At 49.1% G+C, this 13942-nt stretch carries 8 protein-coding genes; 7 read left to right on the forward strand and 1 reads right to left on the reverse strand.

What is annotated here, in order from left to right:
• The first annotated feature begins 14 nt into the window (after positions 1-14).
• Complete coding sequence (locus EL268_RS11145; protein ID WP_106653264.1) at positions 15-806, forward strand: DUF4247 domain-containing protein; 792 nt, start codon at positions 15-17, stop codon at positions 804-806.
• A 76-nt stretch (positions 807-882) separates the two neighbouring features.
• Here EL268_RS11145 and EL268_RS11150 read toward each other — a convergent pair whose 3' ends face one another.
• Positions 883-3804, reverse strand: a complete 2922-nt coding sequence (locus EL268_RS11150; RefSeq protein ID WP_164724457.1) for a collagenase — start codon at positions 3802-3804, stop codon at positions 883-885.
• Between the two features lie 188 nt (positions 3805-3992).
• On the opposite strand from EL268_RS11150, the gene EL268_RS32740 reads away from it, so the two are divergent.
• From EL268_RS32740 to EL268_RS11175, 6 genes are read left to right on the forward strand one after another with little or no spacing between them, the layout of a single operon-like run.
• On the forward strand, positions 3993-4139 hold the full coding sequence (locus EL268_RS32740) for a hypothetical protein (RefSeq protein WP_164724458.1): 147 nt from the start codon (positions 3993-3995) through the stop codon (positions 4137-4139).
• A gap of 3 nt (positions 4140-4142) precedes the next feature.
• Positions 4143-4763, forward strand: coding sequence for a DUF4912 domain-containing protein (locus EL268_RS11155; protein ID WP_106653266.1), 621 nt, complete (start codon positions 4143-4145; stop codon positions 4761-4763).
• 10 nt (positions 4764-4773) lie between these two features.
• Complete coding sequence (locus EL268_RS11160) at positions 4774-7611, forward strand: 1,4-alpha-glucan branching protein domain-containing protein (protein WP_106653267.1); 2838 nt, start codon at positions 4774-4776, stop codon at positions 7609-7611.
• A gap of 30 nt (positions 7612-7641) precedes the next feature.
• A complete protein-coding gene (locus tag EL268_RS11165; protein WP_106653268.1) occupies positions 7642-10047 on the forward strand; it encodes a sugar phosphate nucleotidyltransferase in 2406 nt (801 codons plus the stop codon).
• An 18-nt stretch (positions 10048-10065) separates the two neighbouring features.
• Positions 10066-12027, forward strand: a complete 1962-nt coding sequence (locus EL268_RS11170; protein WP_106653269.1) for a glycoside hydrolase family 15 protein — start codon at positions 10066-10068, stop codon at positions 12025-12027.
• 19 nt (positions 12028-12046) lie between these two features.
• A complete protein-coding gene (locus EL268_RS11175) occupies positions 12047-13471 on the forward strand; it encodes a phosphoglucomutase/phosphomannomutase family protein (RefSeq protein WP_106653270.1) in 1425 nt (474 codons plus the stop codon).
• Positions 13472-13942: the final 471 nt, after the last annotated feature.

The raw sequence follows: 13942 nt of genomic DNA on the forward strand, positions 1-13942 counted from the left end.
GGAGGGACAAGTACATGCCAAATCCATGGATGAAATCAATCAAGCTCCTGCTGATTCCGGCGTTGTTCCTCCTTACGCTAGCGGGTTGCGGCAGCCCAGCGGTTGGCGAGACATATCCGCTTGAATCTGTCTCTACCAAGGACAATGGACAGTCGTCACGCATCTATCGTGCGGAAGACAAGACTGTACCGGAAGTAGCCTTGGAGCTGGCGGAGCAGAATACGCCAGATGAAATCTCCAAAGAAGATCCGCAGCATATGTTCCTCATTTACCCGGATGAGGTATACCATTTGCAGCAAGACGCTGCCAAGCCGACGGATACGTTGATCGAGGTCGACAGCAAAGAGTACGTCCGGCAAAACTACGATTCTTCGTTTTTGCAGGGATACATTGTAGCCAGCGTACTGGACGATTTGTTCGACGGGCTTAAGAAAAGTACAAAGGGCAGCTATCGTGGCTATTCTAGCAAGGACATATACAAGCCTTCCGGAACGTATCGCGTGCCTACAACCGAGGACAAAAAAGTAGCGCCGCCGATTACCAAAGAGGGTACGGGAAGTATTTTCAAACGGAGTAATGCAAAGAACGCGGATGGTACGGTAGGTTCTGACGGCAGCCTTTTCAAGAAGCAGGGGGATTCGTCTTCTAGCGGTAGTTCAGGTAAAATTATTCGTTCTTCCAGCAGTCAATCGTCGAAGTCGAGTGGTTCTGTCTCATCCAAACGCTCGAGCTTTTCACCGCCGAAAAGTAAATCGCCCCCACGAACGAAGGTAGGGGGCTCCGGGCGAATTACAAAGCGCCGATAACTGTAAAAAATAGGTGAGAAACGAACAGCCCCAAACAATTTTTGTAACTCGTTTGGGGCTGTTTTTGTTTTGTAGATTAGCGCTGCTTGGTCTCTACTGTATACACAACGTCTTCATTTTGATATTTGTACACATACAGGTAGTAACGGCCTGGCTTTACTTGATAGTGGGCACTTTGCAGATTTCCCTCTATCTCTTGCGGGTACGCTACAGGCTGATCTGGATTTCCTTCGTGGAATAGCATCCATGTCACACCTTGTCCCTGCTGAGGGTTGAGAGAAATACGTATGTCTTCTGGTTTATCTACTTGGAAGGCAAAGATATCTTGCCAATCGTTTCCTTTCATGTCGCCTGAAACAGTCGTACCTATCGGCAATGGACCATTTGCTTGCTCGGTAGAATCATTGCTCTCGCTTTCTTGATAGAGTTGCTCTTGCGGACTATCTTCACCCGTCACCATTAAGGTAAACGGTCGGTCCTCTTGCCCTGTACCATACGTATAAGCAGTTACATAGTAAGTCCCTGGTTTCGCATCGAATGATCCGATCAGCTTGTTGCCTTCACGCTTGTTGGGATAGGCGATGTAGTTCTCTCTATCGGACTCGTGGAATAAGAGCCACGCCACTCCATCTCCTTGTTTTGTTTCCATCTCTACTTGAAGCTGTTGGGCTGATTTCACATCGAGACGGAACTCCTGACTTGGTTTTTGTGGATGGATGATACCGGTGATCGGCTTACCCAATGAAATAGACGAGTCTTCAGGATTTGGATTTGGCTGTTCCGTTTCGGAGCCATCTTCATGAGACAGCTTCCCGTGGAACACGACATCATAGGCAAAGCGTCCATCTTTTGTCGTACGATAATTGGTGAAGTAGCTCGTAACCGTGTCATAGCCATTCCAGGAAAGATCCGATAACTCCTTGAGGAATCCATCTGTGAGGCGGTTCATTTCTTGCCAATCCTGATATTCCCCTTGGGAAGCTCCTCCCGTATAGACCCCACGCAACGTGAAGCTGCGGAAATCTCCAGAGTCTTTTTCATCTGTTTTTACATCGGTCAGAGCGGCGACCTTTGTGATTTGACGATAAACCTCTTCTTTGCTCGTCACGTCCACTTTTTGTAAGTAATCATCTGAAACGAGAGGGACATCCAACTCTTCATACTGGTCGATCAATTCTTCTAATGTTTCTTGATAGCCACGTTCAAGAGAGCGATCACGGCTGAATTCCTCGATCAAGTCATCATAAGCAGATACATCATTGGAGCGAATCGTATCATTGATTTTATCCAGACGAGCAAAATCATTTTTGAACATATGGTACTGAAGCGCGAAAGAGTAGTCGTAGAATGCCAGGGTACCGTATTTGGCACGCATCATATCCGCCGCGGTGTAATCGAGATAAGACGCTGCATTACGAATATTGCCTACAACTGACTGGCGAGGCTTGATTCCTTCTGTTCGGGTTGCACCAGCGAAAAACTCAGCTCCGCCTTCTTCATACCAAGGCAAGCGGCTGTTCTCATAAATCTCTCCCTGTCCCCACATGCCGGGCACTTCATATCTGCCTTGCAAATAGTGGACGAATTCATGACGGAACAGCTCTTCCAGACTGTAAATGCTTTGTTCTTTTGTCCGATCGTAGGTGAAGAAAGTGCCGGTACCCTCGATGTAGATACCACCATTATCTGTGTCGTATCCGTACAAGAAGCGATTCATTTTATATTCATCAGGCGTATTGTAGATGACAATGGTCAGTACATCATCCGGATTACCGCTCTCAAGCTCCTTGTCATTGCCGATCACTCGATGAAATTGTGCTTTCACTTCCTTGGATGCCCAATACAAGCGCTCAACCTGTTCTTCTGTTAGTTTATCTCCCGTTTTGAACACAACCGCTCCGTCATCAAAAGTAAATTGCTGCGGAAGATAATGCTTTTTCCCTTCTTTTTTCATTTCCTCGAGGTCGATTTTTTTACCATTGGCATCCTCGCCATACGTTTCCTCGATTTGTTGCGCGGCAGTGAAGTATGGCTCGCTCCACTTTTTATAAGTTTTCATCGCTTTCGTCAATATGTCATTGGCTTTGTCTGGATCACTGTAGTAGCTTCCTAATTTCCCTGTGTAATACAAGGCATTGTTCGTCAACCATACGTGATCAGCGGAAGTGTCACCATTTTCCGCCATGTCAAAAATGGGGTCGAGAAATGCGTCGATGCTGCCTTCCAGCTCATCTTTTTGGGAATCATCTACTCCCCAAATCAGAACATAGCCAACACCTTGAAGGACGCTGTAAAAGGCCTCGCTTGCTTCGCGATCCTCTGACCACTGATCTCGATTGTCGTTAAAGTCCTCCATTACTTTTGACAGAACACCGATTGTCTCCGAATCAACAGTTGTGTTGCTAATTAATTTTCCCGTAGAACTAATGATTTCATTTTGAGTCTTTGTACCTAAGGCGAAATACTGATTGGAAGTAATTGCTTGAAGTGCTGGAATAATCTTCTGCTTATACTTTGGCTCCATCAAATACTTTAATTCATTATGGTAATACCCCAAGTAATACCCCGAACGCAAAACCTCTACATATGTATGAATGCCTTGCTCGTCGTCTTTGGTGAAGTTCTTGCCACTCTCTTGCAAGGCATCGATGATGGACTGAACCCGCTCCCGATCTTCATAAAATTCCTGGGTGTCGTCGTTGTAAGTAAACAGCTCAGGGATTTGCGTCCAACTAATTTCCTTCAACAATTCAACAAGCTCTGAATTGTCCAATGTATTCAGGTGCGAGATGCTGTACTTCTCCTGTTTGGCTGCTTGACGTAACTGACTCTTCGACATGTTTTCCTGAACCGGTGTATGACCAATCTGCGAATCAATGGGCTCTTGGGAGGTGCTTGGCGGTGTGCTTTTGGCTTGAGCTGCTAGTGGCAAACCTGCCGCTACCGTTGAAATTGCAATTGATCCTGCTGTTACCATGCTAATCCATGAACGATTCATTTCTTTCGTTGACTCCTTTTTCATTCTTTTTGGTAGTAGAACTGAATATTTTATAGTATCGGTATCCAATATGAAAATCCTTACAAATAAAACAAATGATGAGGGAATATAGCTCTTTCTTCCTATTTGTCAAAAAAGAAAAGAATGTCTAGAGAAGTAGCTTTGTAAGAATGAAAGGAGAGCGACTTTTGTTTGCGTATGACGAAAACATGATTGTTGATCGACAAAAGAAGAAGGGATGTGCATCCAGCATTCGACAGTCTTTGTTAGCAGCATTGGCTATGATTGACATTGGGAAATCACAGATAGGCGAAGTTGGCGGAGGGGAGTGCTAGAAAATGCTGGAAAAAATTCTCGAACTGCGTTCACGATCCATGTCCATTGCACAAATTGCCAAAGAATGCGGCTTAACGATTGGTCAAGTTAAGTATCGCCTGCAAAAAGACCGTGCGAAGCCAGTGACACTACCTCCCGCTAAAACGGAATTGGAATGGCAATTGCCTGCGTTTTACGGCCGGGACATTGTCAAAGTCATGGCACAAGGACCGACTGTGTTATTCATCTATTGGGAAATCACTTGGCCACGCATGAGAATGGTCGCATCGTACCTGCAAGCCGATTATCGTCACATCCAGAAGGGCTTGCGCTTGTATGATGTAACGGAACGCTTATTTGATGGGAAAAATGCGCATTCCGTCCGAGATGTGCAAGTACATGAAGAGGCTCATTCCTGGTACGTGAAAGATGTAGAGCCAGGACGTACATACATTGTTGATTTTGGTTTATATGAACAGAATCGGTTTTGCCCGATATTGCGCTCGGAAACGGTAGTTACCCCGCGCCATTCAAAAGCGAACTGGGGGGAACCGTTAGTTGAGCCCGTCCACGATCCAGCTACACCTTCCTGGTTTGAGAACTTTTCCTCCTACTCGTTGTATGCCAAAACATCAAATAAGTGAGGTGTCATTTGTGCACAAAGGTTATCTCTCCCTCGTGTTGCATGCCCATTTGCCTTATGTCCGACACGGGGATCGGGACGATCGCCTGGAAGAGCGCTGGGTGTATGAAGCCATGCTGGAATGCTATCTTCCCTTGCTCATGGTTTTCGACAAGCTCCTCTCAGACGGCATCACTTTTCGCATGACCCTTGCTATTTCTCCGACATTACTTTCCATGCTGGATGATGATCTGATCGTGACACGCTTTCGCAAACATCTAACGAAGACCGTTGAATTGGCTGGGAAGGAAGTCAAACGAACCGCAGGTCAACCGCAAGAACACCGTATCTCCAAAATGTACGTGGAGCGTTTTCGAACCATCATTGCCTATTGCCGCAAGTGGGATTTTCAACTGATTAAGGCCTTTCGGCATATCGCGGACAGCGGATGCCTCGAACTCATCACTTGCGCAGCGACGCATTCCTTTTTGCCCTATGTCGAAACAGAAGAGGCGATTCGGGCACAGCTGCAGGTGGGCATCGATACGCATGAGCGGCTTCTGGGAAGACGTCCGAAGGGAATTTGGCTGCCAGAGTGCGGGTATGCACCTGGACTGGACCGTTTGCTGAAAGAGGCAGGGCTTCGGTATTTCTTTGTAGACAGTCACACGATAGAGCATGCGACGCCTTTACCTCGCAGAGGGGTGCTGGCTCCCTTGTTCACACCGCATGATGTAGCTGCCTTTGCCCGAGATGAAGTGGCTTCCCGTCAGGTATGGAGCTCGATCGATGGTTATCCAGGGGACTATGACTATCGTGAATACTACCGGGATATCGGATTTGACAGGGAGATGAGCTACATCGAGCCGTACATCCATCCTGACGGCATACGCGTGCATACCGGTTTGAAATACTATCGGATCACCGGAAAAGAAGGGGATAAAGACTGGTATGAGCCAAGCTGGGCTCGTGAAAAAGCAGCGTCACATGCGGGACACTTCCTGTATCACCGAGAGCGCCAAGTGGAGGAAGCCAGTCACTGGATGGATCGCAAGCCGCTGGTCGTCGCCACTTATGATGCGGAGCTGTTTGGTCATTGGTGGTTCGAGGGTCCGCAGTTTTTGGATGACCTCATACGAAAAACGGTTTGTGATTCAAAAGAAGTGAAATTAATGACACCATCTGAATATTTGGAGGAGTATCCAGAGCAGGATCGCGGTTACTTGCCTATGTCTACGTGGGGAAGAAATGGCTACGGAGAAGTCTGGCTGAATGAGAACAATGGCTGGATATACAGGCATCTGCATCAAGCAGAGCGCGAACTGATCGCAGCGATTACTACGTTTTATGAAAAGAAAGGAGATCAGCTTGCCCTACGATGCCTCAAGCAGGCTGCCCGCGAATTGATGCTGGCCCAAAGCAGTGATTGGGCGTTTATTTTAGACGGTCAAACGGTCACCCGGTATGCGTTGCAACGCATTCATGACCATTTGGTTCGCATGCGGGCTCTCTTGGCGATGTATCGCGAGCATCAACTGGATGAAGGGGCAATTACCCAAGCAGAAGCTGACTTTCCGATCTTTCCTGACTTGGATATCACGTTCTATTTGCCTAAACAAACGCATAGAGTGAACGTATCGCGTCAATTGGTAGCGGCCGCGCAAGACCAGTCTTCGACAAAAACAGTGTTGATGCTTGCATGGGAATTTCCCCCTCATGTGGTAGGGGGGCTTGGTCGGGCTGTCTACGATCTCGCCAGGCATCTTGTCCAGCAAGGAATAGTGGTGCACGTCCTGACACGTGCGACAGATTCATGCTCCATAGATGAGACGATGGAAGGGGTTCACGTACACCGTTTACCTACGTACATTCCCTCTGAACAAGCTGACTTTCTGGCATGGGTGTTTCAACTGAATTTGGCGATGGTCGATGCAGTTGAGCATATCTGGTCACTCGGGGTGCGACCAGATGTCATCCATGCTCACGATTGGCTTGTCAGCTGGGCTGCGATCGAACTGAAACAGAGGTACTCTCTTCCACTCGTCAGCACGATTCATGCTTTGGAACATGGTCGGCACCATGGCATTCATACACCGTTGCAGCGAAGGATTCATGAGTGTGAACGTACGCTAACACAAAGCTCTGACTCCATTATCGTTTGCAGCAAGTATATGGAGTCGGAAGTCATGCGCCTGTTCGGACCACCATCCTCCCAATTACGTGTCATTCACAATGGCGTCGATCTCATTCCCCTACCGGATGTCAATCGTGAGCAGCTTCGGCAGGAGTTAGCGATTGGGGATGGCCCTGTTCTCCTTTTTGTAGGGCGCTTGGTCCAGGAAAAAGGTGTTCACCTATTGTTGGAAGCCATGGCAAGGCTGCGCGATGAGTTTCCGCATGCGAAGTTGCTTGTGGCCGGCAGAGGACCGATGCAAGACGAGTGGAAGCAGTTGGTTCATCAGCTGGGACTTTTTGAGCAAGTCCGGTTCTTGGGCTTCGTAGACGATGGAAGGCGAAATGAGCTGTTCGCCTTGGCAGATGTGGCGGTATTCCCGAGCTTGTATGAGCCTTTTGGAATTGTTGCGCTGGAAGCGATGGCTTTGGGTACGCCTGTTCTGGTTGCGGATACGGGAGGGCTGCGAGAGATCGTTCGCCATGGAGAGAACGGCGCCATGATGTACACAGGCGACCCCGAATCCTTGACGAATCAACTCCGCTGGCTACTGCGCGACCCTGTTCAGCGGCAGCAACTGGCCCAGACGGCAATGCAAGATGTCAAACAGTTTTATAACTGGACACTTCTGGCTAGTCAAACCATCGAGCTATACCGTTCACTTGACGTCCCCGCGGAAATCAGCATGACAACATAGATTGCAACGATGAAGGAGGAAGGAAAGAAGATGAAGGCAGTAATCATGGCTGGGGGAAAAGGTACACGACTACGTCCATTAACATGCCACACGCCAAAACCAATGGTGCCACTCTTAAACCGGCCTTGCATGGAGTACACCATTGATCTATTGAAAAAGCATGGGATTACAGATATAGCAGTGACACTCCAGTATCTGCCCGATGTCATCCGCGATACGTTTGGTGATGGATCTCGCTACGGTGTTTCGCTCGTCTATTTTGAAGAAACAATTCCTTTGGGCACCGCAGGCAGCGTGAAAAATTGTGCGGATTTTCTCGATGATCGCTTTGTCGTGATCAGTGGGGATACGTTGACAGACATCGATTTGTCGGCAGCCATACGCTTTCATGAGCATAATAACGCACTGGCTACGTTAATTTTGACGCGCGTAGAAACACCGCTGGAATTCGGAGTTGTCATGACAGATGAGGACGGGCGCATTACCCGCTTTTTAGAAAAGCCGAGCTGGGCGGAGGTTTTTAGCGATACGGTGAATACCGGGATTTACGTCTGCGAGCCTGAGGTCTTGTCTTATATAGAAGAAGAGCGGGAAGTGGATTTCAGCAAGGATATTTTCCCGACCTTTTTACAAGCAGCAAAGCCTCTATACGGATATGAGGCAAGCGGTTATTGGTCTGATATTGGCTCCTTGGAGGTTTACCAGCAAGCCCAGTTTGATTTGCTGGATGGACGCGTGCATCTCGAAATAAAAGCACAGGAAATTGCGCCGCGCATTTTCTTGGAAAATGATGTTCGCATCGATTCATCGGTCCGTTTGGAAGGCCCTGTCTATATCGGTGAAAATGTACACTTGCAGGCTGGAGTAGCCGTTGGTGCTTATTCCATTCTGGGAAAAAATACGGTCATTTCTTCCGGTACGAAGCTGTCCCGGACGATCATTTGGGAAAATAGTGTCATTGGGAAAAAAACCGAGATCACAGGAACGACCCTCTGCCGCAACACCCGGATTGCAGATTGCGTACAACTCGGGGATGGGGCGGTCATTGGAGACCAGTGCCTCATTGGGGCGAAGTCGGTGGTAAAGGCAGGGGTCAAAATTTGGCCGGATAAGGAAGTCGGGGAAAATGCGACTGTCACCACCTCACTCATCTACGGTGCCAAGCAAACCAAAAATTTGTTTGGGACGCATGGAATCAAGGGCATTGGCAACGTTGACATCACGCCCGAATTTGTTACAAGACTTGCTGCTGCCTACGCGTATTTACTACAAGCGGGGGATAAAATTGCGCTCTCGGCATGCTCACACCCATTTGCTCAGCTATTGAAGCATAGCATCATGACGAGTTTGTGCTCTTCCGGAATTGATACAGTCGATCTCGGGATTGGCAATTCACCCTTGATCCGATACGGCGTGCGCTCCCTGGCTTGCAAAGGCGGCATTCATGTTTTTATGGCAGAGCCAGTCGATGATAAAGAGATTGTCATCCAATTCATTGATCATGCGGGCTTGCCGATTTCCCGTGATATGGAGCGCAAAATTGAGAATGCTTACTGGCAAGAGACTTATGTTCGCAACCTGCATCGGTTGGGAGCACTACAAGTCGAGCATCAGGTACAAGAAGCTTATCTTCACGCTTTGAGCCAACAGTTGAATGTATCGTCCATCCAGCGTCAGCGCTTCCACCTGCTGATCGATTGTGAACAGCGTTTTTTTCCGACTTTTCTTGCGCCACTTCTGCATGCACTGGGAGTCACTGTCCATTACAGCTCCATACAAGAAGGTATTCGTAAAAAGGGAGCGGATTTAGGAGTTCGTCTCGATAAAAATGGCGAGCAATTTGTCTTGTTTACCGAGCACGGAGAAAAGCTCTCGAACGAGCAAATCACGGCTTTGCAGCTGCTGGCTTGCAGTGGTGAGCACCGGCGCATCGGCCTTCCTGTAAGTGCACCGATTGAATTGGAGCATATGGCCCAGCTGCTGCAAATGGAGGTTGTACGCACGAAGGTCTCTCCGCGTTCCATGATGGAGGTATCTAGCGAACAGCGCTTTCATCCGATGTTTGATGCCGTGTACAGCCTCATGAGAATTCTTTCGTATCTCGCTTCTGAGGAAAAACCGCTCAGCGTTTTGCTCGAGCTGTTGCCAGCGTGCCATATGGAGAAAAAGACTGTCTTTTGCCCATGGGCAGCAAAAGGGAAGGTCATGCGCAGAGTGATGGAAGAAAACAAAGGCAAGCTGCTGGAGCTCGTCGATGGAATCAAGGTATACGATTCGAACGGCTGGGTGCTGATTTTACCCGATTCAGAGGATTCGCACGTAAAAGTGATTTCGCAAGGGGCGACGGCAGAGACCGCGGCTACGCTTGCTTCTTCCTACGCGAGGCGAATTGCCGAATATCAGTTTCACGAAAAGAGAGAGATCGACAGCCTATAACGAAAAGGACGTGAAGGCATGCCGAGACCGCTCGTCGTCGGGAACGGAAAACTGCTGATTAATTTTGATGACAAGCTGCATATGCGGGATCTCTACTTCCCGTATGTCGGTCAGCTGAATCATGTCGGGGGACACTTTAGCAAGCTGGGGATATGGGTACAAGGTCGTTTTTCCTGGCTGGATGAAGACGGCTGGACGCGGAAGCTCGGATACGGACAGGAGTCTTTGGTGACAGATGTTCATGCGCATCATGAACATCTGGGCATCTCCTTGCAAATCGCAGATGGGGTGCATCAGCGTGACCCGATTTATTTGAAAAAGGTGTGCGTTCGGAATTTGACGAGCGAGATGCGGGAGGTCAGGCTGTTTTTTAATCACGATTTCAGCTTGAATGAGACGGAGGTAGGGGATACCGCTGTTTTTGATCCCATCCTGGGCACTATTTATCACTACAAGCGCAATGTGTACATCATGGCGAATGGAAAAACGGATACGGGTGGGATCGATCAATATAGTGTCGGGATCAAGCGGTTCAACTATGCGGAGGGGACCTGGAGGGACGCGGAGGATGGGCTTTTGTCCGGCAATCCGATTGCACAAGGCTCCGTAGATAGTACGATCTCTTTTTCCCTCATGCTGCAACCGCAAGAAGAGAAGACGCTTTTTTACTGGATGTGCATTGGTGAATCGTATGAGGATATCAAAGTATTGAACCAGTATGTACTCGAAAGCGATCCGGAACGTTTGCTCAATCGGGTAGCGGTGTATTGGCAGCGTTGGGTCAATAAGGAAGAGCGGGACTTTGCTGATCTACCGGCAGAGGTTGTCAATCTGTACAAGACCAGCTTGCTTCTCGTGCGCACGCAAATCGATCAGAACGGAGCGATTCTCGCTGCGAATGACTCGGATATTCTCCAATTCAATCGCGACCATTACAGCTACATGTGGCCAAGAGACGGGGCACTGATTGCGAGTGCGATGGCCAAAGCTGGCTATACGGGAGTAGTCGCACCATTTTTCCGATTTTGCGCAGACGCATTGAATAAGGACGGGTATTTGCTGCACAAGTACAATCCAGACGGGTCTGTCGGCTCCAGTTGGCATCCGTATATTGTAGACGGAGACATTCAGCTCCCGATTCAGGAGGATGAGACTGCGCTCGTGCTGTACGCGCTCTGGGAGCAATACAAGAGCGACAAGCAAATTGAAGACTGCCAGGCACTCTATCCCACGCTGGTTCGTCCGGCGGCCCGCTTTTTGCTGGAGTATGTCCATCCAGAGCTGCAACTCCCAAAACCAAGCTACGACTTATGGGAAGAGCGACGAGGAATTTTTACGTTTACCAGTGCTACGGTTTTCGCGGGCTTAATGGCCGCGGCTCGTTTTGCCCAGCTGTTCGGTGATGATCGACGCTACAAACGCTACGCAGAAGGGGCAGAGCGCATTCGCGGGGCAATGGAAAAACATCTGTACGACCCTGAAATCGGGCGTTTTCTGCGTGGGATTTATGTAAGAGCAGATGGGAGTGTCGAAAAAGATTTCACGGTGGAGAGCAGCTTGTTCGCCTTGTTTGCGCTTGATGTGTTTTCCGTAGAGGATCCGAGAGTGGAGCGGACGATGGAAGCTGTCAAAAAGAGTTTGCAAGTAGATACGGCGATTGGTGGAATTGCTCGCTACCAAGGGGATTACTATTTTAAAAAATCACATGACACGGCGAAGGTGCCGGGCAATCCATGGATCATTTGCACCTTATGGGTGGCTGATTGGGAAATTGCCAAGGCGAAATCACTCGATGAACTCCAAGAGCCAAAGAACAGATTGGCCTGGGTCGTACGCTATGCCCTGCAAAGCGGCGTACTATCCGAACAGCTCGATCCGTATACAGGTGCTCCCGTATCCGTTGCACCGCTGACGTGGTCGCATGCTACTTATGTTGCCACTGTTTTGCGTTATTTGGAGAAGGTGAATGAGTTGCGGTAACGAGGGGAGAGATGAGGAGATGACAACGATCCGTTTCGGTACGGACGGTTGGCGCGATATCATCGCAGATGGCTTTACTGTCGAGAATGTCCGCATTGTTGCACAAGCCATCGCCAGCTATACCAAAGAAATCGGACAACAGGAGCAGCCTGTTTTGGTCGGGCACGACACGCGGTTTCTGGGGAGACGCTTTGCGGAGGAAGTTGCAGCTGTCCTGACCGGGAATGACATTCGTACCTATTTGGTGAACGAAGCAGCGCCAACACCTGCCGTAGCCTTTGGAGTGAAGCATTTTGCAGCGAGTGGTGCAATCATGATCACAGCCAGTCACAATCCACCCGAATATAACGGCATCAAATACATTCCGGAGTACGCTGGACCTGCAACGCCTGCGATCACGCAAAGATTGGAAGAGTGGATCACCGAAACCTGCCAGGCCAACTCGGTGCGTACGATTTCCCTCGCGGAAGCAAAGGCCCGCAAGCTGCTGCAAGTCATTGTGCTGCGTCCTCATTACGAGGCGCATCTTAGACGGATGGTAAACATGGACGTTTTGCAAAACTCTTCCTTGTCCGTTGTAGTCGATGCTATGCATGGTGCCGGTATGGGCTACGTGAGCGGTTTTTTGTCTGAGGCGGGGGTGAAAAACGTCGGAATCCGAGAAGTCCCGGATGCGGCTTTTGGAGGAGATTTGCCTGAGCCAAACGATAAGCATTTGCATTTGCTAAAAAAAGAAGTGGTAGAACGCCAAGCGTCTCTTGGTCTTGCCAATGACGGGGATGCGGACCGCTTCGGAGTCGTCGACCGCTTTGGACAGTACATCACTCCAAACGAAGCGCTCGTCCTCCTGACCTATCATTTGCGAAAAAATCGTGGGTTGACGGGACGGATTGTCAGGACAGTAGCGACCACGCATCTACTGGATCGGATGGCTACGCATTATGGTCTTGAACTGGTGGAGACGCCAGTCGGTTTCAAATACGTAGGCGAGGAAATGCGCAAAGGCGACGTGCTCATTGGTGGAGAAGAAAGTGGCGGGGCCAGTATTCTCGGTCACATCCCGGAGAAAGACGGCGTACTCATCAATTTGTTGCTCGCCGAGATGTGCGCGTATGAAAACAAAGGAATCGATCAAATATTGCGAGATGTATACGAGCAATTCGGCGAGCTGTTCCATACGCGTCTTGATATGAAATTGCCGGAAAAAGATCAATGGGTACAGCAAATGATCGCCAAGCCACCTGCACTAATTGGTCCTTATCAGGTTTTGGAGATTCAACGAGTGGATGGGGTCAAGCTGTTGCTCGAGGAAGGACATTGGGTCTTGATCCGTCCGTCTGGGACAGAACCGTTGGTGCGCATCTATTGTGAAGCAACGAATGCGACTGCATTGCAGAAGCTGGAAGATGCGATTCGCGAATGGTTTTTGGAGATTAATGTGTAAATCATGAAGGGAAGAGCCTGCATGGATGTGCGAGGTTCTTCTTTTTTTACGTAAGTTCCTGTCATGTGGCTGCGGTGAAGAGAAGAATATTTCCAGTCTAGGCTCCAGGCTCCGTCCTGCTGGGGGCTAAGACTGTCCGCTCCGAAGGGATTCGCGGGGAAACGCAAAAGTGGTAGCCGCTTCGTAGCATGGGCACGTTGCGTTTCTTTTGCCCGCGAATCCCTTCTCCGCTTGGTAGGACTCCACAAGTCGCTACGTCTGGAAATATTCTTCTCTGGCGTAACGGATGTCTTTCTTCATTCTTTCAAGTCTTAAAAGCTCGTTAAACACAAAATGCTCGTAGAAGAAACAGGAGAAAAAAGCGAAGATCTTAGGGACACCGACCGAGACGCAATGCAAAAAGCGAAACACGTTCTTAAGCGTCCACCTCTGAAACACATCCTGAGAGAACCACTTTGGACGCGGCTTCGC

Origin of the sequence: Brevibacillus brevis (assembly GCF_900637055.1) — a bacterium.
In the GTDB taxonomy this organism is placed as follows: domain Bacteria; phylum Bacillota; class Bacilli; order Brevibacillales; family Brevibacillaceae; genus Brevibacillus; species Brevibacillus brevis.